This window comes from Streptomyces sp. LMG1-1-1.1, from assembly GCF_040815545.1.
Taxonomy (GTDB): Bacteria; Actinomycetota; Actinomycetes; order Streptomycetales; family Streptomycetaceae; genus Streptomyces.
The window spans coordinates 33,291-57,083 of the sequence record NZ_JBFPNH010000026.1 but is presented as its reverse complement, the minus strand read 5'-3'; the positions used below and the strand labels follow the sequence as shown (position 1 = coordinate 57,083).

Sequence of the window (23,793 nt, the reverse complement as noted above, 5' to 3'; positions counted from 1 at the left end):
CCGTCACGGCGGGGACCCTCGGTGTCCGCGTTCCGTGCCACCCGCACCACCCAGGCCCCGCGGCACGTGGGGACATCGCAGGCGGCCGGAGGGGAGGGGCCCGCTCCCCAAGGGCGGCGGTCGTTCGAGGCGGTGCTGCGGTCGGGCGTCCGGGTGCTGCTCTCCCGGGACCCGCTCCTTCGCAACGGGCACCTCCTCGCGGTGAGTTCGCTCGTGAGCGCCGGCCTGGGGTCCCTCTTCTGGGTCATGGCCGCGCACTGGTACGACGACAAGTTGGTGGGCCTCAGTTACTCCGCGCTGTCCGTGACGCTGCTGCTCGCGGGCGTGGGGCAGCTCAACCTGGCCGACTTCCTGGTCCGGTTCGTGCCCTCGGCCGGGCACCACACCCGTCGCATGATCCTCACCTGTTACGCGGTGAGCACGGCCGTCAGCACGCTCGCCGCCCTCGGGTTCCTGATGCTGGTGCCCGTCGTCGCCCCCGAACTGGACTTCCTGCTGACGCCGGTGACCGCCGGCTGCTTCGTCGCGGCCACCGCCGGATACGCGGTGTTCGTGATGCAGGACGGCGCGCTGACGGCGGTGCGGCGGCCCGGATGGGTGGTGGCCGAGAACGTGGTCTTCGCGTGCGTGAAGATCGGCCTGCTCGGCGTGGGCGCGGCGCTGGCCCTGCACTCCGGCATCCTGCTGTCCTGGGCGGGAGCACTGGCGGTGTCGCTCCTCCTCACCAACTTCGTCCTGCTGCGCAGGGCGGTGCCGCAGCACGTGCGGTCGTCGACGGCGGCGGAGCGCCCGACCGGGGCGCTGCGGTACGCGTCCGCCGACTACCTCGGCTCGCTGTTCCGGATGGCCGCGTACACGCTGGTCCCGCTGATCGTCCTGAACGGGCTGGGGGCCGAGCAGAGCGCGTACTTCTCCCTGGCGTGGATCGTCGGGTACGTGCTGTACCTGGTGGCCCGCAACCTGGGCAGCTCGCTGGTCGTGGAGGCCGTGCGGAGCCCCGGGCGGCTGGTCGAGCACGCGGTGAAGGTGCTGCGGCACACGGCGCTGCTGCTCGGGTCCGCGGTCTTCCTCGTCGTGGCGCTCGCACCGCAGATCCTGTACGTGTTCGGGGCCGAGTACGCCGAGCACGGGACCACGCTGCTGCGGCTCCTGGCCCTTTCCGCGCTGCCGAACATCGTCGTCAGCATCGCCATCGACCTGGCGCGGGCCCGGCGGCGGCTGCGCTGGGCGGTCGGCCTGCAGATCGCGATGTGCGTGCTCGTACTCGGGCTCACCAAGCTGCTGCTGCCGGTCATGGGGATCACCGGGGCCGGCGTCGCCTGGCTGGTGACGATGTCCCTGCTCGCCGCCCCCCTGCTGATCTGGCGTTCCCGCTGGCTCACGGCAGCACCCGGGAGGTCCTCGTGAACACCCTGCCGAGCGTGACCGTCGTCGTCTGCGCCTACACCCTCGACCGGTGGGACGACCTGCGGGCGGCCATCGGGTCGCTGCGCGCCCAGCGGCACCCCGTCGACGAGATCGTCCTCGTCGTCGACCACTGCCCCGAGCTGTACGAGCGGGCGACCACCGCCTTCACCGGGGTACGGGTCCTCGCGAACACCGGCCGCCAGGGCCTGTCGGACGGCCGCAACACCGGCGTCGAAGCCGCCCGTTGCGAGGTCGTCGCCTTCCTCGACGACGACGCGGCCGCCGAGCCGGACTGGTCCGAGGGGCTCCTCGCCCGGTACGCCGACCCCGACGTCGCGGGCGTCGGCGGCCTCGTCCGGCCATGGTGGGCGACCCGGCGGCCGGCGTGGTTCCCGCCCGAGTTCGACTGGGTCGTCGGCTGCTCGTACCGGGGCCTGCCCCGGCACCTCGCGCCCGTACGCAACTTCATCGGCGCCAACATGTCCTTCCGGCGCGCCGAGGTCGTCGCCGCCGGAGGCTTCCGCGCCGACCTCGGCCGCGTCGGCACCCGGCCGCTGGGCTGCGAGGAGACCGAGCTCTGCCTGCGCATCGCGGCCCGCCGCCCCGGCGCCGTCCTGCTCCACGAGCCCGCCGCCGCCGTCCGCCACCGGGTGCCCGCCGCCCGCGCCGGCTGGGCGTACTTCGTCTCCCGCTGCTACGCGGAAGGCCTCTCCAAGGCGCAGGTCGCCCGGCTCGGCGGCACCCGCACCGCCCTCTCCAGCGAACGCGCCTACCTCCGCTCGACCATTCCCCGGGCCTTCGCCCGCGCCCTGCGGCCCGGCCGTCCGGCCGGCCTCCGCACGGCCGGCGCCCTCGCCGGCGGCGTCGGGGCCACCGTCGCCGGCTACGCGGTGGGCCGCGCCCACCGCCCCGCTCCCTCCCCCCGGCCGACCGCCCTCCCGGAGTCGCGGCCTTCGGCACCCCGGCCGGCCGCGGCGGGCAGGGGGCGGCCGTGAACACGGCACCGGGCGACAGGACGGGGCGTGCGCCCGCCGGACCGGGTGGCGGGGAGCGCCGTGTGACTCCTGTGCCGGGTGGCGGGGAGGGCCCTGTGACCGCTGTGCCGGGGGACGGGGAAGGCCGTATGACCGCCATGTCGGGCGGCCCGGGGGGACGGGTGGCCGCCGTGCCGGGCGGCCGGGAGGGGCCCGTGGCCGCCGTGCCGGGGCGCCGGAAGGGGGTGGTGGGCGTGGGGTCCGCCGGGCTGGACGGGCCCGGGGCCGCCGTGCCGGTGTTCCTCTACCACTCGGTGGCGGTCGATCCGCCGTCGTGGATCGCGCCGTTCACGGTCAGCCCGCGGACGTTCGCCGAGCAGCTGGGCATGATCGCGGACAGCGGTCTGCGGATCGTGCCGCTGCGGGCGCTGGTGGCCGCGCAGCGGGGTGGGGCGCCGCTGCCCGAGCGGGCGGCGGTGCTGACGTTCGACGACGGGTTCGCGGACTTCCGGGCGACCGTGCTGCCGCTGCTCGTACGGTGGGGGATGCCCGCGACGCTGTACGTCACCACCGGTGGTCCGGTCGGCGGCGCGGCGGGCGGACCGTTCCCGCCGGGGTCGCGGATGCTGAGCCGGGGCCAGCTCGCGGAACTCGACGCGGCCGGGGTGGAGATCGGCGGGCACACCCGGACGCATCCGCAGCTCGACGTCCTTAGGGCCGGTCGGCTGCGGGAGGAAGTGGCGGGGTGCGTGCGGGAGTTGGAGGACGTGCTGGGGCATCCGGTGACCGCCTTCGCGTACCCGCACGGGTATTCGAGCCGCGCGGTGCGCGCGCAGGTGCGGGCGGCCGGGTGGACGTCGGCGGCGGCGGTGCGCGACGCGTTCAGTTCGGTGGGTGACGATCCCTGGCGCATCGCCCGGCTGATGGTGCGGGCCGACATGGGCCGGGAGCGGTTCCGGGAGTGGACGAGCGGCGCCGGGGCGCCGGTCGCGCCGTTCCCCGAGGGGGTCAGGACCCGGGGCTGGCGGGCGTACCGGCGGACGAGAGAGCGGCTGAACGTGCCGTACAAGGCGCTGCCCTGACGTCGACCGTCCAGCGTGCGGAAACGCTCTGACGCCGACTCACTTCTGCCAGACCCGTACCCAGTCCACCTGCATGCGGGCCCGGTCCACGCCGGCGGGCGGTTCCTTGGGCACGCCGACGGCCAGGTTGATCAGCACCTCCATGGGGACGTCCGGGATCCGGTCGGGGTCGGTCACGCGGAAGCGTTCGACGCCGTCGACGTACCAGACGAGGGCGTCGGGCTCCCAGAGGAGGCCGAACACGTGGAAGCGTCCGGCGAAGTCGGAGGGCCCGTAGGTGCCGCGCTGGCGGGCCCGCTCGCCGCCGGGCTCGCGCCAGTGGACGTACATGCTGACCCGGGTCGTGGAGTCGAGGAACTCCATGATGTCGATCTCCGGCGGGGTGAAGCGGGAGGCGGGCATCATCCAGAACGCGGGGAACATGCCGGCTTCGGCCGGGATGCGGATCGAGGCCTCGAAGTAGCCGTAGGTGAAGGTGCGGCGGGGTTCGCCGTACCACTGGTCGCGTCCGGTGGAGATCATGCCGGACCGCCAGGGGTAGGTCTTGTGGTCGCTCCCGCGCGTGGCGCGGCGCTGGGCGGTGAGGGTGAGACGGCCGTCGCTCACCGAGACCTGGCTCGGCAGGTACCACTCGGACTCGTCGTTGCTGCTGATGGTGCAGCCGTCCTTGTTCCAGTCGTAGCAGGTGGCCCAGAGGGCGGAGTCCAGGGTCGAGCCGTCGAACTCGTCGTCGAGGACGACCCGCCACGGTCCCGGCGTCGCGGGGCCGGAGACGGCGGTGGTGGGCGGGGGCGGCGGTTCGTCGCCGCCGGCCGGGCCGCCGCAGGCGGTGAGCGCGAGGAGGGCGGTGGCCAGCGTCAGCGCCGCCGGCCGCCCCCGGGACCGGCGGGTGCCGCTTCGGGTCACCGCGGTCCGCCCGCGACCGATCCCGCCACCCGGCGGGCGGCGAAGTCCGTACCGCAGACGAAGCGCAGGACGGGGCCGAACGTGGGGGCCGCGGCCAGGCTGGTGAAGTACAGGCCGGGTACGGACGACTCGAAGCCCGCCGACAGCACCGGCGCGCCGCCGGGCAGGGTGCGGACCGCCTGACGCAGGGTCGGCTCCAGGAGGGAGAGCCGGTCCACGTTCACGCGGTAGCCCGTGGCCGTGAGGATGTGGTCGGTGTCCACGAGCTCCGTCCCGCCGGCCGTGTCGGCGACCTCTAGACGGAGCGTCCCGTCGCCGTTCGCCTGCCGTGCCGAGGCCACCCGGTGCCCGCACATCACGGGGAAGCGGCCGTCCACCCGGTTCCGCAGCCACCAGGCGCCCGACGGGCCGAGCACGGTCTTCAGGAAGTGGTCGCGCACCGGGAGCGGCAGCCGGCGGTAGGCGCCCGCGCCGCGGCTGACGGCGGCGTGGGACCAGCCGGGGCCCAGCGGGGACGCCGGTTTGAGCAGTCGGGTCGCCCGGGAGCGGGACTCCGGCCGGTCCGTCTCCGGGGGCACGCCGAACAGGAGGGACCCGGTGCGGGCGATGACCGTGGGATGGGCGCCCGCCTCGTACAGCAGCGCGGCGCTCTCCAGCGCGGACTGGCCCGCGCCGACGACCGCGACCCGGCGGCCGGCGAACGTGGAGAGGTCGGCGTGGTCGCAGGGGTGGGACGCGAGGCCCGCCGGGAAGAGCGGGGCGAGGCCGGGAGGACGGTACGCGTACGGCACGAGACCGCTGGCGACCACCACGGAGCCCGCGGTGATCTCCTCGCCGGAGTCCAGGGTGACCCCGAACCCGCCGTCCGCGGCCCGCACGTCCCGCACGGCCGTCCGCTCGACCTCCGGCACCCGGTGCTCCTGGAACCACTCGCCGTACGCGATGAACTCGTCGACCGGGATCGGATACGTGTCGCCCACCGGCCGTCTGTCGTGGGCGGTGCGGAAGTCCGCGAACCGGTGGCCCCCGTCGGGGGTGGAGATCGACGAGGCGTTCGGGACGGACTTGAGGTACATGCCGTCGGGCATGTGGGCCCGCCAGCTCTCCATCGGCTCGCCGAAGACACGGGTCGTCACGCCGGCGGCTCGCAGCCAGGCGGCGGTGGCGAGCCCGTACGGACCTGCTCCGACGACCACGACGGGAAGCCGGCCGCGGCCGGTGCTGCCAGGCTCCGGGACCATCACGGACCTCCTCTCCCCCCGCTTTCCCCTCCACCAGACTGCACCTCGCCGGCCTGTTCCCGCTCGCCGTGGCGGCGGGGCAGCAGCGCGAGGACGGACGTCAGCACGGCGAGCACGAGCAGGCCCCGGGTGGCGGTGAAGACGCCGCCGAGGAAGAGCCCCACGGCCGCGAGCGTGGCCATCGCGAGGCCGAGCACGAGACTGAGCAGGGCGGCCTCGAGGACCGCGTACCGGGGCATGCCGCGCGCGGCGGCGGGACGCAGCGCGAGGACGGCCGCGAGGCCGGGGCAGACCAGCAGGAACACGGTCACGGTCGCCACCCGCAGCGGCGACGCCTCCGGCAGCAGGGTGGCGAGGAGCGCGAGCCACCCCGAGGCGGCGAGTCCCAGGCGGGGGAGCGTCGGGGCCGCGGTCACGGCTGCCTCCTCGGGACCGGGGGCCCGTGCCGGGTCACGGGGTGCCTCCGCCGGGTGGCGGGGTCACGTAGCGGTAGACCACGGCGTCCTCGTCGGCGTAGACGAGGGTGAAGCCCGGTGCTGCCGCCATCGCGGCCCGCATCCGCTGGGACGTGTCGGCGGGCAGCGTCCCGGTGAGGTAGCCGTTCATGTCCTGGGCCCGGCTCAGCACGACGTACGCGGGCTGCTTCTCGGTGGCGCCGTACAGGAACGCGGTCACCCCGGCCAGCGGGTGCCGCACGAGGCGTTCGGTGTCCTTGGTGCTCTGGTGGGCCAGCTGGATCCTGCGGTGCTGCTCGTAGCCCATGTCGAGGCCGGGGACGTCGGAGGTGAGCGTGACGATCGTCGAGCCCGGTGGGGCGTGGTCGGTGACGTAGCGTGCGGCGGCGACCTCGCCGGGCGTGTACCGGTTCACGGCCTCCTTGCCGTAGTAGCCGAAGACCAGGCCGCCGAGCAGGGCCAGGAACAGGGGGTAGACGACGAGCGGGCGCGAGGCGCGCTGCCGGGCTCCGGACGGCAGCAGCAGCGCGCCCACCAGGAACGCGGCGGAGGGCAGGGTGAAGAGGTAGGCCCGGAAGAGCATCTCGCCGCCGTAGGCGTTGGCGGCGAGCAGCGGGATCGGCGCCACGGCCAGCAGGGGCAGTCCGGTGCGCCGGGTCCAGGGGCGGACGACGAACGCGGCCACGGCCAGCACGATGACCGCGGCGGACAGCCCGCGGTCGATCCAGGACAGCAGGATCTGCCCCGGAGCGGCGTTGCCCGTCGAGGCGAGTCCCGAGGCGACGTTCTCGTCGGGCTGGACGAGGGACCGTACGAGGTTCGTGATGTGGACGGAGATGTACGACCGGGCCACGGTGGCGTCCCAGAGGGCCGTGAGGGCGACCGCGGCGGTGAGGACCGGCAGGGCGACCCGCCGGTTGCGGCGCGGCAGCGACAGGGCGGTGAGCGCGCTGATCAGCATCAGCGGGGTGAGGGGGTGGGAGACCACGATCGCGGCGACGAGCACCACGACGCCCGCGAGGAGCGGGGGCGGCCAGCCGCCCCGCCGGCGCGGATCGGGGCGGGGGAGCGCCGACGACGGCAGCTGCCGGAACAGTACGGCGATGACGGTCATGAAGAGCAGGAAGGCGAAGGTCTGCGGCGCGAAGTAGTCCTGGCCCACCCACGAGCAGCTGTAGAAGATCCAGACGGCGCCCCACACGAGCCGCCGGTCGCGGGTCACGGACCGGTACAGCAGGAGCAGCGGGGCGAGCAGCAGGGCGTTCGCGAAGGCGGGCGCCCAGGCGGCGTACCCGACGGCGGAGTCCAGCCCGGTGGCCCGCAGGAACAGGGCGTTGAGCTGGAAGAAGCCCGGCCAGTCGTTGTAGATGGAGAACCTGTCGGCGTGCGGCACCTCGCCGCCGTGGCGCAGCATCGCGTCGACGACCGCCAGGTGTTTCCACGCCCAGGAGTAGCGCAGGGTCGGGTACAGCAGCGTGGGCGTGGCGTGCAGCAGGGCGATCAGCCCGAACACGTAGCCGGTCAGCCAGGCGCTGTGGGTGCGGCGGTCGCTCAGGGCGAGGCAGAAGCCGAAGGTGAGCAGGGCCGCGGCGATCCAGAACAGCGGGGGCAGGACCTGGAGGAGTCCGAGGTCGCGCATGCGGTCGAGGGGGACGGAGCGCAGCGAGAGCAGCCAGAGGCCGAGCGAGAGGGGGAGCGCCGCGCGTACGGACCAGCGGCGCACGGCGGCGGTGCGGGTGGGGGCGGCGGCCGTGGGTGCCGTCGCGGATGCCCGGTCCCGCCCGGGCGGGCGGGACCCCACACGGGTGGCGGCGGGGTCCTCGGGGCCGTCCCGTGCGCCCGTCATGGCGTTCCCGCGCCGCGGGCGCACTCCCGCAGGACGGGGGCGACGGAGACGCCCAGCCAGCGGCGGCTGCGGCCGAACTGCCGGGCCTTGCGGAGGTTTCCCGACACGTGCCAGAGCCAGGTCAGCAGCGGCAGCGCCGCCGGGTCGGCGCCGCTGTCCGGGTCGACGCCGTGGGCGGACAGCAGCGCGCGGTCGGCTTCGGGGAGCCGGCCGCGGCGCAGGGCCTCGGCGACCTGCCGTCCCATCGGGGGGCCGCCGAGGGTCTCGCGGGTCGCGAGGACGAAGGTGCACGCGTCGATCTCGGCCGGGCCGTCGGCGCGGGCGTTGCCCCAGTCGAAGACGCCGGTGATCCGGGTGCGGTCCTCGTCGAGCAGGAGGTTGCCGATGTGGAAGTCGCCGTGCGTCCGGCCCCGCGTCAGGGTGGCGCCGGCGAGGGCCTCGTCGAGCCGCCGCCGCAGCGGGTCCAGGGCCGTCGAACCGGCGCCCGGCCTGCCCCGGCCGATCTCGTCGGCCAGGACGGCCAGCTGGTCGTGCGCCCAGTCGGCGGTGTGGTCCGCGGCGGCCTCCCTGCGGCCCGTCGCGCCCCGCAGGTCGGCGAGCAGGCGGAGCGCGGCGGTGACGGTGCGGTGCAGGTCACGGGGGTGCTCGGGGAGGAGCGGCCCGGCGGGGACGCCGGGGAGCCGGGTCTGCACGAGGGGCCGGCGGGGCGGCCCGGCCTCCGGCCGTCTGCCGACGGCGTCGGGCAGGAGCGGTCGCCACGGGTCGAGGCGCCGGTCGGCCGCGAGGCCGCGCAGATGGTCCCACTCCAGGGCGAGGGCCTCGCAAGCCCCGTCGTTCCTGGGGTACTTGACGACGACGCCGGTGCCCGCCCAGTCCACCGTGAAGACCAGCAGGTTCGCGTGGGACAGGGTGCGCCGCGGCATCACGGTCACTTCGCAGGGCCCCGCGTGGCGCACCATGCCGTGCGCCGCGGTCCGGTCGGCCAGTGCTCCCAGGGGCCGTGGCGTGCTGAGCGGGAGAGCGTTCCCCAAGGCGGACATATCGCTACCAACTTTAGAACACCCCCTGTTTTCCTGCCTTATGGGACAATGAGAGAGGCGCCTGGGGCGTCGGCCCGTACCTCCCACCGGGGCGCGGGCGAAGGGAGAACCGTGAGGCGCGCGCCGGAACGATCGCCTCTCGACCCGGCGGTGCCCGCGCTGCTCGCCAAGGTCGGCAGGTACCCGCAGCACCACGGCGGGCTCGGCGTGGTGCGCACCCTCGGCCGGGCGGGCGTCACCGTGCACGCCGTCGTCGAGGACCGCCTCACCCCGGTCGCGCTGTCCCGGCACGTGCGCCGCGCGTTCGTCCGGCCGACCACCGGCCTGGAGGACCCGGACGCGCTGCTCGCCGCCCTGCTCGCCGTCGGGCGGTCCGTCGGCACGCCGTGCGTCCCGGTGCCGACCGACGACGAGGCGGCGATCCTGATCGCCGAGCACGCCGACGCCCTCGCCGAGCACTTCCTGCTGCCCCCGGTCCCCCCGGGGCTGCCGCGACGGCTGGCCGGAAAGGCGAGCCTGCACGCCCTCTGCGAGGAACTGGGCGTCGGCTCCCCCCGCAGCCGGGCCCCCGCCGACCGCGACGAACTCGTGGACGCGGGACGGGAACTGGGCTTCCCCGTCGTCCTCAAGAACCGCGACGCGTGGACCCGGCTGCGCACCCCGGCGGTCGGCAGCACCACCGCGGTCCGCGACGAGCGCGACCTCCTCGACCGCTTCCCGCCGGGCGCGCTCCCCCCGGTCCTGGTGCAGGAGTACATCCCGCGGGAAGGGGCCGAGGACTGGATCACCCACCTGTACTGCGGTGCCGGCGGCGAGCCCCGGGTGGTGTTCACCGGCCTGAAGCTGCGGTCCTGGCCGCCGCACGCCGGGGTGACGACCCGGGCGGTGACCCTGGACAACCCCGTCCTCGCGGAGCTGGCGGCGGACCTGTGCCGCCGGACCGGCTACTGCGGGGTCGCGGACCTCGACTGGCGTTACGACGGCCGCGACGGGCGGTACAAGCTGGTGGACTTCAACCCGCGGACCGGCGCCCAGTTCCGCCTCTTCGAGACCGTCGACGGCGTGGACGTCGTACGGGCCCTGCATCTCGACCTGACCGGCCGTGACGTGCCCCGGGGTCCGCAGGCCGAGGGGCGGACCTTCGTGGCGGGGCAGCTCGACCTGCCGTCGGTCCTGGCATGGCTGCGCGAGGAGCGCCGCCGCCCGCCCGCCCCGCCGCCGGGGTCGGAGACCGAGCGCGCCTGGCTCAGCCGCGAGGACCCGCTGCCGGCCGTGGCCGAAGCGGTCCGGTTCCTCGGCACCGTCGCCCGCCGCGTCGGCCGGGACGTACGCGCCTCGCTCAGGTGAGATGTCCGGGTACGGGAGGGCCCCGGCGCGCTCCCGCGCCGGGGGCGGGGACGTGGCGGCGGCCGCGGCGGGGTCCGGAGTGTGCCGCGCTCGGGCCTGGCTTTTGTCGGCCGGATAGGCTCAGCGTCGTGGAGTCGCAGGAGAAGAAGAGTCGTCGGCCCTGGGTGGTGGGGGTTTCCGGGGCGTCGGGTACGCCGTACGCCGCCGCCGTACTGAGGGGGCTGCTGGCCGCGGGGGAGAGCGTCGACCTCGTCGTGTCGCGGGCCTCGCGGCTCACGCTGCTCGACGAGACGGGGATCTCCTTCCGGGACGCCCACTGGCGCGAGGACCTGGCGGCCTGGCTGGCGCGGGGCGCCGACGGGAAGCCGGACACCTTCGACGTCGCGGGCTCCCTGGACGACGTGCGCTACTGGGCGGCCGGTGACCTGGCCGCGGGGCCGTCCTCGGGTTCGTACCCGGCGAAGGGGATGCTCGTGGTGCCGGCCTCGACCGCCGCGGTGGCGGGAGTGGCGCTCGGACTCTCGAAGGACCTGCTGCAGCGGGTCGCGAGCGTGACGCTGAAGGAGCGGCGTCCGCTGGTGGTCGCGGTGCGGGAGACCCCACTGAACGGGCAGACGCTCAAGCACATGGTGACGCTGGACGAGGCGGGCGCCGTGGTGCTGCCCGCCTCTCCGGCGTTCTACGCGGGGGCGACGCACATCCAGGATCTGGTGGACTTCGTCGCCGGGCGGGTGCTCGACGCGGCAGGGGTGCCGCACGGGCTGTACCGCCGTTGGGAGGGAGAGCTCGGTGGTGGGGGCACCTCCCGGCGAAGCTAGGGGGAGCTCCCGGCTGATCAGCGCTTCTTGGCGCGCTTCTTCGCGGCGCGCTTCGAGGCGGCGGACGGCTGGTGGGCACGCGAGCGGTCGGCCAGGTCCTGCAGCTCGCGCATGCGTGCGTAGGCCATCTCGATCGTGTACACGGTGAACACCACTCCTGAAAGATCGTCGTTGATCTGCTGAAAGATTCACAGGGTGTCGCCCCTGTGTACCTTAGATTCTACACCTAAACTCGCGGTATCGCTGGACAATGGAAGGTTCCTCCCTATGGACGCCGTGGACAGGCAGCTCATCCAGGCCCTGCGTGAGAACGGCCGTGCCTCGTACGCCGAGCTCGGCCGGCTCGTGGGGCTCTCCGGCCCCTCCGTCACCGACCGCATCAACCGCCTTGAGGCGGCGGGAGTCATCACCGGCTACCGGGCCACCGTCGACGCCGCCTCGCTCGGCCTCGGCGTCACCGCCCTCATCGGCATCTCGCTCTCCGACGCCGCCGACCACGAGGACGTGGCCCGCCGGCTCAAGGACCTCGCCGAGATCGAGGACTGCTGGTTCATCGCCGGCGACGACTCGTTCATGCTCAAGGTCCGCGCCAACGACGTCGACGGCCTGGAGAAGACGATCCGCCGGCTCTCCGGCACCAAGGGCGTCTCCCGCACCCGTACCACCATCGTGCTCTCCACGAAGTGGGAGAACCGGGTCGGGGACCTCCCTGAGGAGGCCTGAGAGTACGGTGGTCAGAGCTTGATTTCGGAGATAAAGGGAGGCGGCCGTATGGACGCGGGGCTCAAGCGTGAGCTGGAGCAGAAGGTCCGGGACGGTGAGCGGCTCAGCCGCGAGGACGGCATCGCCCTGTACGAGTCCGACGACCTCGCCTGGCTCGGCGGTCTGGCCCACGAGGTCAGGACCCGCAAGAACGGCGACGTGGTCCACTTCAATGTCAACCGGCATCTGAACATGACCAACGTCTGCACCGCCTCCTGCGCCTACTGTTCCTTCCAGCGCAAGCCGGGTGAGAAGGACGCGTACACCATGCGCATCGAGGAGGCCGTGCGCCTCGCGAAGGCGATGGAGAACGACAACCTCACCGAGCTCCACATCGTCAACGGGCTGCACCCCAACCTGCCCTGGCGCTACTACCCGCGCTCGCTCTCCGAGCTCAAGAAGGCCCTGCCGAACGTCTCCCTCAAGGCGTTCACGGCCACCGAGATCCACCACTTCGAGACGATCTCCGGGATGTCGGCCTCCGACATCCTCGACGAGCTGATCGAGGCCGGTCTCGAGTCCCTGACCGGCGGCGGCGCCGAGATCTTCGACTGGGAGGTCCGGCAGCACATCGTGGACCACCGCACCCACTGGGAGGACTGGTCCCGGATCCACCGGCTCGCCCACGAGAAGGGGCTCAAGACCCCCTCGACCATGCTGTACGGGCACATCGAGGAGCCGCGCCACCGCGTGGACCACGTGCTGCGGCTGCGCGAGCTCCAGGACGAGACCGGCGGCTTCCAGGTCTTCATCCCGCTGCGCTACCAGCACGACTTCGTCGACATGCAGGACGGCAAGGTCCGCAACAAGCTCCAGGCGCGCACCACGATGGCGACCGGCGCCGAGGCCCTGAAGACCTTCGCGGTCTCCCGGCTGCTCTTCGACAACGTGCCGCACGTCAAGGTCTTCTGGGTCATGCACGGCGTCCAGACCGCGCAGCTCGCGCTCCAGCACGGCGCCGACGACATGGACGGCTCGGTCGTCGAGTACAAGATCACGCACGACGCCGACAACTACGGCACCCCGAACAAGCTGGGCCGCGAGGACCTGCTCGAACTGATCCGTGACGCCGGCTTCCGCCCGGTCGAGCGGAACACCCGGTACGAGATCATCCGCGAGTACCCGGGCCCGGACGCCGACCGCCGCGAGACCCCGCAGGCGATGCGTTTCTGACGCGGCTGTACGGAGGAAGGGCCGGCGGGAATCCCGCCGGCCCTTCCTCCGTATGACGTCCGTACGCCCTATGACGTCCGTACGCCCCTCAGGTCAGGGGCAGCAGCATCACGATGTCGTCGCGGTCGTCGCCCGGAGCCACCCGGATCGCTCCGGGGACGCGGCCGACCTCCTTGTAGCCCGCGCGGGCGTAGAAGCCTTCGAGGCCGAGGCCGCCCCGGCAGGTGAGGCGGATCGCCTCGATCTCCTCGAACCCCTCGGCCGTACGGGCGGCCCGCTCGACCGCCGCCATGAGGTCGAGGCCGTATCCCCTGCCCTGGTGGCGGGGGTGGACCATCACCGTGTAGAGCCACACCCAGTGGCCCATCAGCGGATGGGTGTTGAAGGTGAAGAAGGCCGTGGCGGCGATCTCGCCGCCCCCGTCGCGCCCGACCAGGAGGCGGGTGCGGCCCTCGGCCATCGCGACGACGTGCCTGAGCAGCGCGGGGCGGATGTCGTCGGGGGTGGCGGGAGCCACGAACCCGACCGCGCCGCCCGCGTTGGTGACGTCGGCCCAGAGGGCGAGGACGCCGTCGCGCAGGGCGGGGTCGACGGCCGGGTCCACCTCGAAGGTAAGGGACATGGAGCGAGTCTAGCTATTACGCATCGAGGGCCTCAAGGGATTCCGACCCGTGGACGCGCGCCCCTTCCGCGGCCGTGCAACCCCCGCTCCCGGCCGGCCTCCCGCCCCGTGCTTCACTGGAGGTGCGCTTGTCCCGTATGGGATCTTGGGTACTTTTCGGAACGTCGGAACGGAAGAGTGGGCTGACATGCTCCGCTACACGCTGATGCGTCTCGGCATCTTCGCCGGATGCTTCCTCGCCCTGTGGGGTCTCGTCTACGCCGGTGTGCTGCCGCGCGGCCTCGGCGACTCGAACCTCCTCTGGGTCCTCGTCCTCTCCCTGGTCGTCTCCGCCCCGCTGAGCTTCGTCCTCCTGCGCAAGGTGCGGGACGAGGCGAGCGCCGATGTCGTGGCGAGGGTCGACCGCGCGAAGGGCCGACTGGCCGAGAACCGGTCGCAGGAGGACGCGCTGTAGCGCCGTACACGAGGCGTGAAGGCTGCGTAAGCTTCCTCACAGACACCCACCCCTGGCAGGGCCTTCCAAGGCGCCGGCCAGGGGTGTTCTGCGTTTCGGAGGTGAAACGGGGCTCTCGCGCCCCAAAGAATGGCTTTGAGGTTCTCAAAGTTCAAGTGTTAACGTGTTCGACATGACGACAGCAGTGCGCCCCTCTCATGCCGCGAGCATCCCGCTCGTGGCGCGCCTGCACGTCGACCTGTGCCGCTGTATGTCCGCGGTCTGTCGCCGCGAGTCCTGACCTCCCCGGCATCATGCAGCGGCCCGCGCCCGAGCGCGTGCGTGCCGCACCCCGTCCTCGTACGTCCCCATACGCACCTGTGGAGTGTGTCTGTGTCCGCGCCCGCGAACGCGCCTGAGGCCAAGCCCTCGTCCCGCATACCGAAGATCCCCTTCTGGGCCCAGATCATCGCCGGTCTGGTCCTCGGCGCCCTGCTCGGCTGGGTCGCCCGCAGCCAGGACGTCTCGTGGCTGAAGGAGACCCTCGGCCAGGTCGGCGACATCTTCGTCCAGCTGCTCAAGCTGGCCGTCGCCCCGCTCGTCTTCTTCGCGATCCTGGTGTCGATCACCAACCTGCGGAAGGTGAACAACGCCGCCCGGCTCGCCACCCGCACCCTGCTCTGGTTCATGATCACCTCGCTGATCGCGGTCGGCATCGGCCTCGCGATCGGCCTGATCACCAACCCGGGCTCCGGCACCGGCCTCACCCCGCAGGACGGCAAGCTGCCGAAGCGCGAGGGCTCCTGGATCGACTTCCTCACCGGCATCATCCCGACGGACGTCATCACGCCGTTCACTGAGCTGAACGTCCTCCAGATCGTCTTCATGGCCGCCGTCGCCGGCATCGCCGCCCTCAAGCTCGGCGACCGCGCCAAGCCGATCCTCACCCTCTCCGAGTCGATCCTGGAGCTCCTCCAGAAGGCCCTGTGGTGGGTCATCCGCCTCGCCCCGCTCGGCACCGTCGGCCTCATCGGCTTCGCCATCGCCGACTACGGCTGGGACCTGATCGGCAAGTACGCGACCTTCACCGCCGACATCTACGTCGGCTGCGCCCTGGTCCTCTTCGGCGTCTACCCGCTGCTGCTCGCCACGGTCGCCAAGGTCAACCCGCTCCACTTCTACAAGGGCGCCTGGCCGGCCATCCAGCTGGCCTTCGTCTCCCGCTCCTCGGTCGGCACCATGCCGGTCACCCAGAAGGTCACCGAGCGCCTCGGCGTCCCGAAGGAGTACGCCTCCTTCGCCGTCCCGTTCGGCGCCACCACCAAGATGGACGGCTGCGCCGCGATCTACCCGGCGCTCGCCGCGATCTTCATCGCGCAGATCTTCGACGTGCAGCTCGGCATCGGCGACTACCTCCTGATCGCCTTCGTCTCCGTCATCGGCTCGGCCGCCACCGCCGGCCTCACCGGCGCCACGGTCATGCTGACGCTGACCCTCTCCACCCTCGGCCTGCCCCTGGAGGGCGTCGGCCTGCTCATGGCGATCGACCCGATCCTCGACATGATGCGGACCGCCACCAACGTCGCCGGCCAGGCGCTCGTCCCGGTGATCGTCTCCGCCCGCGAGAAGATCCTCGACCACACCGCGTACGAGAACGCCTCGGCCTCCCCGATCGACGACCTCGTCGAGATCGGCGAGACCGACCAGAAGGTCGCGGTCACCGCCGCCGCCTGACGCGTACGGCCCCGTAGGTCCACGTGCCCCCTGCCCCCGTCCGGGCAGGGGGCACGTACGCTTTCGCGGGGCATCCGGCGGATCTTGGAAGCAGGGGTGGACGCCATGGCCGACGGGGTGAAGGCGCGGCGGTTGCCGCGGGCCGTGCGGGAGCGGCAGATGCTGGACGCGGCGGTGCGGTGCTTCGCGCGGCACGGGTACCAGACCGCGTCCATGGACGAGATCGCGGAGCTCGCGGGGGTGTCGAAGCCCCTGGTGTACCTGTACCTGAACTCCAAGGAGGAGCTCTTCACCGCGTGCATCCGGCGCGAGGCGGGGGAGCTGCTCGCGGCGGTGGCCGCCGGCGTCGAGGACCGGAGCCTGCCGCCCGACGAGCGGCTGTGGGCGGGGCTGCTCGCCTTCTTCACGTACGCGGCGGAGCACCCGGACGCGTGGGTGGTGCTGAGCCGGCAGGCGCGGACGCAGGGGGAGCCCTTCGCGACGGAGGCGGCGCGGATGCGGGACGAGATCGCGGACTTCGTCGCCGCGCTGATCGGGGAGGCGGCGCGGGAGGCACGGGGCGGCACCGAGATCACCGTGCGGGACGTGGCGGCGCTGGCCCAGGCGCTGGTCGGGTCCGCCGAGTCCCTGGCGAGCTGGGCGAACGAGACGCCGGGGGTGACCGCGCGGGAGGCGGCGGCGACGCTCATGAACTTCGCCTGGGCCGGGCTCGGGAACCTCATGAAAAGCGAACGATGGTCTCCCCGACGGGCCTTACCGCACAGTAAGGTTACCGGCTAGTTAAAGCTTCGCCAGGGCGCAACGCACCGACGCACGACCTCAGTTCATCGCGATAACCGAGGAGCCGCACGTGTCCGTCGCCACCGCCGCATCCGGGACCGAACCGGTCGAACCGCACAAGACGCTGGTCGACGGGCAGGTGCGGGAGGTCACCGTCCCCCCGCTCGTCCCCGTGGTGCGCCGCGGCTCCCTCGCCGACCTGCCCTACGACAACGCCCGCCAGGACCCCGAGACGCCGCTCTTCTCCCGCAAGGACGCGGAGGGCCACTGGCACGACGTCACCGCCGCCCGCTTCGCCGCCGACGTCCACGCCGTCGCCAAGGGCCTCATCGCCCACGGCCTGCGCCCCGGCGACCGGCTCGCACTGATGGCCAGGACCACCTACGAGTGGACCCTGCTCGACTTCGCCGCCTGGGCCGCCGGACTCGTCACCGTCCCCGTCTACCCGACCTCCTCCGCCTTCCAGACCCGCTGGATCCTCCAGGACTCCGGCGCCGCAGGCTGCGTCGTCGAGGACACCGAACAGGCCCGGCTCGTCTCCGCCGAACGGCGCCAGGCCCCCGGCCTCGCCCACCTCTGGGTCCTGGACGCCGGCGCCGTCGACCAACTCCGCAGAGCCGGCTCCCGCGTCGCCGACGAGGCCGTCACCGCCCGCCGGGGACTGCTCACCCCGGAGACCCTCGCCACCCTCATCTACACCTCCGGCACCACCGGCCGGCCCAAGGGCTGCGCCCTCACCCACGCCAACTTCTTCGCCGAGGTCGACAACGCCGTCCGGCTCCTCCACCCCGTCTTCGTCTCCGAGAGCAGGGAACCCGCGGCCACCCTGCTCTTCCTGCCGCTCTCCCACGTCTTCGGGCGGATGGTGTCCGTCGGCTGCGTCCGCGCCCGGGTCCGGGTCGGCCACGCCCCCTCGGTCGAGGGCGAGGAACTCCTCACCGACCTCGCCGGCTTCCGGCCGACGTTCCTCCTCGCCATCCCGTACGTCCTGGAGAAGGTCTTCAACACCGCCCGCGCCACCGCCGAACGCGGCGGAAAGGCCGGGGCCTTCGACCGGGCCGCCCGCATCGCCCGCCGGTACGGGCGGCAGCCCTCGCCCTCGCTCGCCCTGCGGGCCGCCCGGGCCCTGTACGACCCGCTGGTCTACCGGCGCATCCGGAGCGCGCTCGGCGGCCGGGTGAAGTACGTGATCTGCGGCGGCTCCCCGCTCGGCGCCCCGCTCGCCGAGTTCTTCGCCGGCGCCGGCGTCGAGGTCTTCGAGGGGTACGGCCTGACGGAGACCACGGCCGCCTCCACGGTCACCCCGCCGCAGCGGCCGCGCACCGGGACCGTCGGCTGGCCGCTCCCGGGGACGTCCGTCCGGATCGCCGACGACGGCGAGGTGTGGCTGAAGGGCGGCCACGTCTTCGCCGGCTACTGGGACGCCCAGCGCGGGGTGGCCCTGCCGTACACCGACGACGGCTGGTTCCCCACCGGGGACCTCGGCTCGCTCGACGCCGAGGGCTATCTGCGGATCACCGGCCGCAAGAAGGACATCATCATCACGTCGGCCGGGAAGAACGTGGCCCCGGCCCCGCTGGAGGACTGGCTGCGCGCCCACCCGCTGGTCGCCCAGTGCCTCGTCCTCGGCGACGACCGGCCCTACGTCTCCGCCCTCGTCACGCTGGACCACGAGGGCCTCACCCACTGGCGGCGGATGCGGCACAAGGACCACCTGGCGCTCTGGGAGCTGGCCCGGGACCCGGACCTGCTCGCCGCGGTCCAGCGGGCCGTCGACGACGCCAACCGCCTCGTCTCACGGGCCGAGTCCATCCGCGCCTTCCGGGTCCTGACCGCCGAGTTCTCCGAGAGCTCCGGCCACCTGACGCCGTCCCTCAAGCTCAAACGGCGGGCGGTCCTGCGGGACTTCGCCCGGGAGATCGAGGAGATGTACGGCCCCGGAGCCGAATAGGCGCTCGGCCGCGTCGGCGGACCGGGGCCCAACGGGCCCAACGAGCCCGACGGGTCCGACGTGCCTTACGGCCAGAGGAGTTCGCGGGTCCAGCCGTCGGCCTCGCGGCGGTAGCGGAGGCGGACGTGGCGGCGCCGCTCGTCGCCCTGGAAGAACTCGACCTCGGCCGGTTCGACCACGTACAGGACCCAGGTCGGGGCGGGGGCGTCCGGCTCCGCCTCGGCCCGGCGCCAGGCGGCGGCGCTCGCCTCGGCGAGGGTGTCGAGGGAGTCGAGGACCTCGCTCTGGCGGCTGACCAGGGCGGAGGCGAGGGCGCCGGTGCTGCGGGCGTGGAGGTCCGCGTACGACTCCTCGGGGGTGCCGGTGGCGACGTGGCCGCGGACCCGGACCTGGCGGCCCCGGGCCGGCCAGTAGAAGCCGAGCGCGGCCTCGGGGCGGGCGGCGAGCTGGCGGCCCTTGGCGCTGGTCGCGTGGGAGGCGAAGTGCCAGCCGCGCTCGTCGGCGTCGTGCAGCAGCACCGTACGGACGTCGGGCCTGCCGTCCTCGTCCACGGTGGCCACGGAGAGCGCGTGCGGCTCGGTCTGGCCGGCCTCGACGGCCTCGGCGAACCAGTCGTGGAAGAGGGCGAGGGGCTCGGGCGGGGCGCCCGCCGGGTCGAAGGAGGGGAGCGTGGTGTCCCAGACCCGGAGGGAGAGCAGGGTGCGGTGGAAGTCGGTCATACGGCCACGTTAGGGCGCGGGGCGGCGGCGCCGCCGGTCGGCGCGGCGTAGTCCTCGATCGGGACCGCGTTCGCCGCCGCCTGGATGCCGTCGCGGATCTTCTTCGCGATGAGGTTCTTCCAGGGGGTCTTCGGCAGCGTCCGCACCATGAGCATGCGCAGGGCGATCTTCCACTTCGAGCCGACGGTCATCTCCTTGACGAAGCCCTCGGCCATGCGCTGGTTCTGCTCCACGCCCGGCCGCATCCGCTCCTCGTAGCGGGCGAAGGCCACCGTGTGGTCGCCGTGGGCCCTGGCCAGCTCGCCGGCCAGGACGTACGCGCCGGTGAGGGCCAGGCCGGTGCCCTGTCCCGAGGCGGGGGAGGCGCAGTGGGCGGCGTCGCCGAGGAGGACGACGCGCCCCTTCGACCAGCGGTCCATCTCGACCAGGGACATGGAGTCGAGGTAGAAGTCGTCGGCGTCCGCCGCGTGCCCGAGGAGCCGCGGGATCTCCCAGCCGTCGCCCGTGAACCGGTCGGTGAGGGCGCGCTTCTGGGCGGTGACGTCCCGGGGGTCGTGGGGGAGTTCCTCGGGCGAGGAGAAGATGAAGAGGTTCTTCGCGTCGGCCTCGCCGGCCGAGCTGTAGACGCAGACCAGCTTCCCGGGCAGCGCGTGGTACGTCTCCCAGCGGTCCAGGCCCAGGTGGTTGGGGGCGGTGAAGATGGAGATGTACGCGCCCAGGTGGCGCTTGAACCGCTCCTCGGGGCCGAAGGCGAGCTTCCGGGTGTTCGAGTGGAGTCCGTCGGCGCCGACGACCAGGTCGAAGCGGCGGACGGTGCCGCTCTCGAAGGTGACGGTGACGCCGTCCGCGTCCTCCGCGAGGGCGGCGATCGAGTCGCCGAAGACGTACTCGACGTCGTCGCGGGTCCGGTCGTAGAGGATCCGGGCGAGCTCGCCGCGCATGATCTCGTCGTCCTCCTCGACGCGTCCGCCAAAGATGTCCGCGGGCAGTTCGCCGATGGTGCGGCCGGCGCCGTCGACGTACGAACCGCCGCGCATGTCCGTGGACTTGGACCGGATCTCGTCGAGGACGCCCATCCGACGGCAGACCTCGATCGCGGTGCCGCGGATGTCCACCTTGTAGCCGCCGGTGCGGAGTTCGGGGGCGCGCTCGACGACGGTGGGGGTGAAGCCGTAGCGGTGGAGCCAGAGGGCGAGGGCGGGGCCGGCGATCGAGGCGCCGGAGATCAGGACGGTCTTGGCGGCGGGCCGGGCGGTGTCGCTCGCGTTGCTGTTCACGGCAGGACTCCTTGTCGGGTGTCTGCGGGCCGTTCTCCCTGCCCGCAGACATGACTATACGGATGTCCTACACGGTTGTCTATGACGCTTGTATAGATTCTTCGGCGGCTACCGGCCCCGGCCGAGCACCACCGTCCCCGAGGAGCAGAACCAGCCCCCCGTCCCCGACGCCACCGCCAGCTCCGGCAGTGAGCCGTCCGGCCGCCGCACCTGCCGCCCCGGAGCCTCCCCGCGCAGCTGCCGCACCGCCTCCACCAGCAGGAACAGCCCCCGCATCCCCGGGTGGCAGGCCGAGAGCCCACCGCCGTCCGTGTTCACCGGCAGCCGGTCCTTCTCCGCGAAGAACGCGCCGGCCTCACCCTTCGCGCAGAACCCCAGGTCCTCCAGCGTCACCAGGGTCATGTAGGTGAAGGCGTCGTAGACCTCGGCCAGATCGACGTCCGCCGGGGACACCCCCGCCCGCTCGAACGCCAGCCGGCCGCTGACCGCCGCCGGCGACACCGTGAAGTCCTCCCACTCCGACATCGTGGTGTGCGAGACGTGCTCGCCCGTGCCGAGCACCCACACCGGCTCCGTGCGGCAGTCCTGGACGTACTCCTCGGCCACCAGCAGCACCGCGCAGCCGCCGTCGCTGCGCAGACAGCAGTGCAGCTTGGTGAACGGGTCCGCGATCATCGGCCCGCCGAGCACCTCGTCCACCGTGATCGGGTCCCGGAACATCGCCTCCGGATTGAGCGCCGCGTTCGCCCGCGCCTGGACGGCCACCTCGGCGAGCTGCTCCAGGGTGGTCCCGTACTCGTGCATGTGACGGCGCGCGGCCATCGCGTACTTCGCGATCAGGGTGTGCCCGTACGGCACCTCGAACTGGAGCGGGCCCCGCGACCCGAACGACAGGTTCGCGGTGCGGCGCCCCGCCCGGATGTCGGCGCGGGCGGTGGAGCCGTACACCAGCAGGACCGCGTTCGCGTGCCCCGCGGCGATGGCGTCGGCGGCGTGCCCGGCCATGACCTCCCAGGTGGCGCCGCCGACGGCGGTCGAGTCCACCCAGCGGGGGCGCAGGCCCAGGTACTCGGCGACCTCCACCGGGGCGAGGGTGCCGAGCCCCGCCGAGGCCAGGCCGTCGATCAGCGAGCGGTCGAGGCCGCTGTCCACGAGGGCGCGGCGGGCGGCCTGGGCGTGCAGGGCGTAGGGGGTGGCCTCGTCGACACGGCCGCAGTCGGAGAGGGAGACCCCGACGACGGCGACACGGCGGGCGCTGCGTGTGATGGGCATGAATCTGACGGTACATCAGATTCTTTGAATCGGGACCGGCGGTTCTCTGGGCAACCGACCCCGCACCGCCCTAGCATGACGCACCGTCAGATACGGAGGGAGCCCCATGGACGCCGCCGATCACGCCGCGCTCACCGCCTCGCCGGCGGACCCGCTCGCCGCCCCGCCCCCCACGGCTCAGGCGGACCCGCCCCCCGCGCCACGGGACCCGGTCGCCGCGCGAAGGGAGCCACGCGCCGCGGGACGGGACCCGCTCGCCGCCCCGCTCACCGAAGAGCAGCGGGAACTCCGCCGCACCCTGCGGGAACTGCTCGCCGAACGAGCCGGACCCGACGGGAACCACGCGGCCACCGCCACCCCCGAGGGATACGACACCGCGCTCTGGACCCACCTGTCCGGCACCCTCGGCCTCACCGCACTCGCCCTCCCCGAGGAACACGGAGGCGCCGGCCGCGGCCTCGCCGAACTCGCCCTCGCCTGCGAGGAGACCGGCCGTACCCTCGCCCCCTCCCCGCTCCTCGCCACCACCGTCCTCGCCGCCCCCCTCCTCACGGCGCTCGGCACCCCCGCCCAGCGCGCCGAACTCCTCCCGCGCCTCGCCGACGGCAGCCTGACCTGCGCCCTCGCCGTCCCCGGACCTCTCGCCCTCGCCCTCGGCCTCACCGGCGACAACGCGGCACACGACTGGTCGGGCGGCGGCCGGGCCGGCGGCATCCAAGCGGCCCGCACGCCCGACGCCGGCTGGCGGCTGTACGGCGAGGCCACCCGCGTCCTCGACGGACACAGCGCCGGACTGATCGTCGTCGCCGCCCACACCGGAGGCTTCGCCCGCAGCCGCACCCTCCTCTTCCTCGTACGGGCCGGCACCGACGGCGCCCCCGGCCTCGTCCGCACCCGGCAGCCCGCCCTCGACCCCACCCGCGCCCAGGCCACCGTCCAGTTCCGCGACACCCCGGCCGAACTCCTCGGCGAGGAACCCGCCGACGTCCTCGGCGCCCTCGCCGCAGCGGGCCGGGCCGCCGCCGTCCTGCTCGCCGCCGAAGCCGTCGGCGCGGCCCGCGAGGCCCTCGACCGCACGGTCGCCCACCTCGCCTCCCCCGCACGGTCCGGCCGGCCCGCGACCCCCCTCCCGGGGGCCGGACACCGGCTGGGCGACCTCCACGTCCAGGTCGAAGCGGCCCGCTCCCTGACCCACTGCGCCGCCCGCGAACCCGGCCCAGGGCCCGAGAGCGGCCCCCTCGCCCTCGCCCACGCCCTGGAAGCCCTCCGCACCACCGCGGGCGAGAGCGTCCAGCTGCACGGCGGCACCGGCCTCACCTGGGAACACGAGGCGCACCGCTACTTCGAGCGGGCCGCCTCCGACGAACTGCTCTTCGGCCCGGCCCGGAGCCTGCGCGCCCGTGCCGCCGAACGGACCGGACTCTTCGGAGAGGTGGCGGCGTAGATGCCCGTCGGCGTGAGACTCGTACAGAAGGTGTCCTCCACCCGGACCTTCGCCAGGATCGCCCCGCACGTCATCCCGGCCATGGACCGGACCGTGCACCGGCTGACCCGGGGCAGAGTCCTGCTCAGCGCGCGCATGCTCCCCGGCGTGATCCTCACCGCCCGCGGCGCCAAGACCGGGCAGCCCCGCGTCACCCCCCTCGCCTGCATGCCCGAGCCGGACGGCGGCTGGCTCCTCATCGGCTCCAACTTCGGCCGCCCCGGCCACCCGGCCTGGACGGCGAACCTCCTCGCCCACCCCGACGCGCACGTGAACTGGCACGGCGAGGACATCCCCGTACACGCCGAACTCCTCGCCGGCGAGGCACGGGCCGCCGCCTGGCGGTCCGCCCTGGAGTTCTGGCCCCCGTACGCCTCCTACCAGGCACGGGTGGAGCGCGAGATCCGGCTCTTCCGACTGACCCGGAGGTGACCGGGGGCCGGCCGTCCGGCTCCGGTCTGTCCCGGACAC

23 protein-coding genes are annotated in these 23,793 nt (G+C 73.4%); 13 read left to right on the top strand and 10 right to left on the bottom strand.

The window, feature by feature from the left end:
• The first annotated feature begins 21 nt into the window (after positions 1 to 21).
• The 3 genes from MRBLMG1_RS15370 (at position 22) to MRBLMG1_RS15360 (ending at position 3,463) form a co-directional block, all read left to right on the top strand.
• The gene (locus MRBLMG1_RS15370; protein ID WP_367824561.1) at positions 22 to 1,407 is read left to right on the top strand and encodes a lipopolysaccharide biosynthesis protein; all 1,386 of its coding nucleotides are present in this window, start codon (positions 22 to 24) and stop codon (positions 1,405 to 1,407) included.
• Positions 1,404 to 2,402 carry a glycosyltransferase family 2 protein gene (locus MRBLMG1_RS15365; protein ID WP_367824560.1) on the top strand — a complete coding sequence of 333 codons (999 nt, stop codon included), beginning with the start codon at positions 1,404 to 1,406 and terminating at the stop codon, positions 2,400 to 2,402. The genes MRBLMG1_RS15370 and MRBLMG1_RS15365 overlap by 4 nt, the downstream gene beginning before the upstream one ends.
• Positions 2,403 to 2,530: 128 nt before the next feature.
• Positions 2,531 to 3,463: a polysaccharide deacetylase family protein gene (locus MRBLMG1_RS15360; RefSeq protein ID WP_367824559.1), complete on the top strand. Its 933-nt coding sequence runs from the start codon at positions 2,531 to 2,533 to the stop codon at positions 3,461 to 3,463.
• A 39-nt stretch (positions 3,464 to 3,502) separates the two neighbouring features.
• On the opposite strand, the gene MRBLMG1_RS15355 is transcribed toward MRBLMG1_RS15360, so the two are convergent.
• From MRBLMG1_RS15355 to MRBLMG1_RS15335, 5 genes are read right to left on the bottom strand one after another with little or no spacing between them, the layout of a single operon-like run.
• The gene (locus tag MRBLMG1_RS15355; RefSeq protein ID WP_367824558.1) at positions 3,503 to 4,369 is read right to left on the bottom strand and encodes a glycoside hydrolase family 16 protein; all 867 of its coding nucleotides are present in this window, start codon (positions 4,367 to 4,369) and stop codon (positions 3,503 to 3,505) included.
• Positions 4,366 to 5,610, bottom strand: a complete 1,245-nt coding sequence (locus MRBLMG1_RS15350) for an FAD-dependent oxidoreductase (RefSeq protein WP_367824557.1) — start codon at positions 5,608 to 5,610, stop codon at positions 4,366 to 4,368. The genes MRBLMG1_RS15355 and MRBLMG1_RS15350 overlap by 4 nt, the downstream gene beginning before the upstream one ends.
• Positions 5,610 to 6,026, bottom strand: coding sequence for a hypothetical protein (locus MRBLMG1_RS15345; RefSeq protein ID WP_367824556.1), 417 nt, complete (start codon positions 6,024 to 6,026; stop codon positions 5,610 to 5,612). Before MRBLMG1_RS15345 ends, MRBLMG1_RS15350 begins: the two co-directional genes overlap by 1 nt.
• A 34-nt stretch (positions 6,027 to 6,060) precedes the next feature.
• On the bottom strand, positions 6,061 to 7,911 hold the full coding sequence (locus MRBLMG1_RS15340; RefSeq protein WP_367824555.1) for a glycosyltransferase: 1,851 nt from the start codon (positions 7,909 to 7,911) through the stop codon (positions 6,061 to 6,063).
• Entirely contained in the window at positions 7,908 to 8,834 is a 927-nt protein-coding gene (locus MRBLMG1_RS15335; RefSeq protein WP_367824554.1) for a phosphotransferase family protein, read from the bottom strand. Before MRBLMG1_RS15335 ends, MRBLMG1_RS15340 begins: the two co-directional genes overlap by 4 nt.
• Positions 8,835 to 9,062: 228 nt before the next feature.
• On the opposite strand from MRBLMG1_RS15335, the gene MRBLMG1_RS15330 reads away from it, so the two are divergent.
• Both MRBLMG1_RS15330 and MRBLMG1_RS15325 read left to right on the top strand, forming a co-directional pair.
• Complete coding sequence (locus tag MRBLMG1_RS15330; protein ID WP_367824553.1) at positions 9,063 to 10,298, top strand: ATP-grasp domain-containing protein; 1,236 nt, start codon at positions 9,063 to 9,065, stop codon at positions 10,296 to 10,298.
• A gap of 128 nt (positions 10,299 to 10,426) precedes the next feature.
• The gene (locus tag MRBLMG1_RS15325) at positions 10,427 to 11,116 is read left to right on the top strand and encodes a UbiX family flavin prenyltransferase (RefSeq protein WP_367824552.1); all 690 of its coding nucleotides are present in this window, start codon (positions 10,427 to 10,429) and stop codon (positions 11,114 to 11,116) included.
• A gap of 17 nt (positions 11,117 to 11,133) precedes the next feature.
• Here the strand turns inward: MRBLMG1_RS15325 and MRBLMG1_RS15320 are convergent, their stop codons facing one another.
• Positions 11,134 to 11,271: a hypothetical protein gene (locus MRBLMG1_RS15320; protein WP_367824551.1), complete on the bottom strand. Its 138-nt coding sequence runs from the start codon at positions 11,269 to 11,271 to the stop codon at positions 11,134 to 11,136.
• A 112-nt stretch (positions 11,272 to 11,383) separates the two neighbouring features.
• Between MRBLMG1_RS15320 and MRBLMG1_RS15315 the strand changes: the two genes are divergently transcribed.
• Both MRBLMG1_RS15315 and mqnE read left to right on the top strand, forming a co-directional pair.
• Entirely contained in the window at positions 11,384 to 11,839 is a 456-nt protein-coding gene (locus MRBLMG1_RS15315; RefSeq protein WP_128976305.1) for an Lrp/AsnC family transcriptional regulator, read from the top strand.
• Positions 11,840 to 11,887: 48 nt separating this feature from the next.
• Positions 11,888 to 13,051 (top strand): aminofutalosine synthase MqnE, encoded by a 1,164-nt coding sequence (gene mqnE, locus MRBLMG1_RS15310; protein ID WP_367824550.1) that lies wholly within the window; start codon positions 11,888 to 11,890, stop codon positions 13,049 to 13,051.
• An 88-nt stretch (positions 13,052 to 13,139) separates the two neighbouring features.
• Here mqnE and MRBLMG1_RS15305 read toward each other — a convergent pair whose 3' ends face one another.
• The gene (locus tag MRBLMG1_RS15305; RefSeq protein ID WP_367824549.1) at positions 13,140 to 13,673 is read right to left on the bottom strand and encodes a GNAT family N-acetyltransferase; all 534 of its coding nucleotides are present in this window, start codon (positions 13,671 to 13,673) and stop codon (positions 13,140 to 13,142) included.
• A gap of 187 nt (positions 13,674 to 13,860) precedes the next feature.
• Between MRBLMG1_RS15305 and MRBLMG1_RS15300 the strand changes: the two genes are divergently transcribed.
• From MRBLMG1_RS15300 to MRBLMG1_RS15285, 4 genes are all read left to right on the top strand, one after another.
• Positions 13,861 to 14,127: a DUF4229 domain-containing protein gene (locus MRBLMG1_RS15300; RefSeq protein WP_367824548.1), complete on the top strand. Its 267-nt coding sequence runs from the start codon at positions 13,861 to 13,863 to the stop codon at positions 14,125 to 14,127.
• A gap of 372 nt (positions 14,128 to 14,499) precedes the next feature.
• A complete protein-coding gene (locus tag MRBLMG1_RS15295; protein WP_414721585.1) occupies positions 14,500 to 15,840 on the top strand; it encodes a dicarboxylate/amino acid:cation symporter in 1,341 nt (446 codons plus the stop codon).
• Between the two features lie 105 nt (positions 15,841 to 15,945).
• The gene (locus MRBLMG1_RS15290) at positions 15,946 to 16,620 is read left to right on the top strand and encodes a TetR/AcrR family transcriptional regulator (RefSeq protein WP_367824546.1); all 675 of its coding nucleotides are present in this window, start codon (positions 15,946 to 15,948) and stop codon (positions 16,618 to 16,620) included.
• Between the two features lie 70 nt (positions 16,621 to 16,690).
• The gene (locus tag MRBLMG1_RS15285) at positions 16,691 to 18,571 is read left to right on the top strand and encodes an AMP-dependent synthetase/ligase (protein WP_367824545.1); all 1,881 of its coding nucleotides are present in this window, start codon (positions 16,691 to 16,693) and stop codon (positions 18,569 to 18,571) included.
• Between the two features lie 65 nt (positions 18,572 to 18,636).
• Here the strand turns inward: MRBLMG1_RS15285 and MRBLMG1_RS15280 are convergent, their stop codons facing one another.
• From MRBLMG1_RS15280 to MRBLMG1_RS15270, 3 genes are all read right to left on the bottom strand, one after another.
• Positions 18,637 to 19,290 carry a pyridoxine/pyridoxamine 5'-phosphate oxidase gene (locus MRBLMG1_RS15280; protein ID WP_367824544.1) on the bottom strand — a complete coding sequence of 218 codons (654 nt, stop codon included), beginning with the start codon at positions 19,288 to 19,290 and terminating at the stop codon, positions 18,637 to 18,639.
• Positions 19,287 to 20,567: an FAD-dependent monooxygenase gene (locus MRBLMG1_RS15275; RefSeq protein WP_367824543.1), complete on the bottom strand. Its 1,281-nt coding sequence runs from the start codon at positions 20,565 to 20,567 to the stop codon at positions 19,287 to 19,289. The genes MRBLMG1_RS15280 and MRBLMG1_RS15275 overlap by 4 nt, the downstream gene beginning before the upstream one ends.
• A 108-nt stretch (positions 20,568 to 20,675) precedes the next feature.
• Entirely contained in the window at positions 20,676 to 21,839 is a 1,164-nt protein-coding gene (locus MRBLMG1_RS15270) for a thiolase C-terminal domain-containing protein (RefSeq protein ID WP_367824542.1), read from the bottom strand.
• A 106-nt stretch (positions 21,840 to 21,945) separates the two neighbouring features.
• Between MRBLMG1_RS15270 and MRBLMG1_RS15265 the strand changes: the two genes are divergently transcribed.
• Entirely contained in the window at positions 21,946 to 23,283 is a 1,338-nt protein-coding gene (locus MRBLMG1_RS15265) for an acyl-CoA dehydrogenase family protein (protein WP_367824541.1), read from the top strand.
• The gene (locus tag MRBLMG1_RS15260; RefSeq protein ID WP_367824540.1) at positions 23,284 to 23,754 is read left to right on the top strand and encodes a nitroreductase family deazaflavin-dependent oxidoreductase; all 471 of its coding nucleotides are present in this window, start codon (positions 23,284 to 23,286) and stop codon (positions 23,752 to 23,754) included.
• Positions 23,755 to 23,793 lie beyond the last annotated feature (39 nt).

Excerpts from the sequence above, each read along its gene's own strand:
- MRBLMG1_RS15335 (WP_367824554.1), bottom strand. The coding sequence starts at position 8,834 with ATGCCGCGGCGCACCCTGTCCCACGCGAACCTGCTGGTCTTCACGGTG.
- MRBLMG1_RS15315 (WP_128976305.1), top strand. The coding sequence starts at position 11,384 with ATGGACGCCGTGGACAGGCAGCTCATCCAGGCCCTGCGTGAGAACGGC.
- MRBLMG1_RS15280 (WP_367824544.1), bottom strand. The coding sequence starts at position 19,290 with ATGACCGACTTCCACCGCACCCTGCTCTCCCTCCGGGTCTGGGACACC.
- MRBLMG1_RS15300 (WP_367824548.1), top strand. The coding sequence starts at position 13,861 with ATGCTCCGCTACACGCTGATGCGTCTCGGCATCTTCGCCGGATGCTTC.
- mqnE (WP_367824550.1), top strand. The coding sequence starts at position 11,888 with ATGGACGCGGGGCTCAAGCGTGAGCTGGAGCAGAAGGTCCGGGACGGT.
- MRBLMG1_RS15350 (WP_367824557.1), bottom strand. The coding sequence starts at position 5,610 with ATGGTCCCGGAGCCTGGCAGCACCGGCCGCGGCCGGCTTCCCGTCGTG.
- MRBLMG1_RS15360 (WP_367824559.1), top strand. The coding sequence starts at position 2,531 with ATGACCGCCATGTCGGGCGGCCCGGGGGGACGGGTGGCCGCCGTGCCG.
- MRBLMG1_RS15260 (WP_367824540.1), top strand. The coding sequence starts at position 23,284 with ATGCCCGTCGGCGTGAGACTCGTACAGAAGGTGTCCTCCACCCGGACC.
- MRBLMG1_RS15305 (WP_367824549.1), bottom strand. The coding sequence starts at position 13,673 with ATGTCCCTTACCTTCGAGGTGGACCCGGCCGTCGACCCCGCCCTGCGC.
- MRBLMG1_RS15290 (WP_367824546.1), top strand. The coding sequence starts at position 15,946 with ATGGCCGACGGGGTGAAGGCGCGGCGGTTGCCGCGGGCCGTGCGGGAG.
- MRBLMG1_RS15265 (WP_367824541.1), top strand. The coding sequence starts at position 21,946 with ATGGACGCCGCCGATCACGCCGCGCTCACCGCCTCGCCGGCGGACCCG.
- MRBLMG1_RS15340 (WP_367824555.1), bottom strand. The coding sequence starts at position 7,911 with ATGACGGGCGCACGGGACGGCCCCGAGGACCCCGCCGCCACCCGTGTG.
- MRBLMG1_RS15270 (WP_367824542.1), bottom strand. The coding sequence starts at position 21,839 with ATGCCCATCACACGCAGCGCCCGCCGTGTCGCCGTCGTCGGGGTCTCC.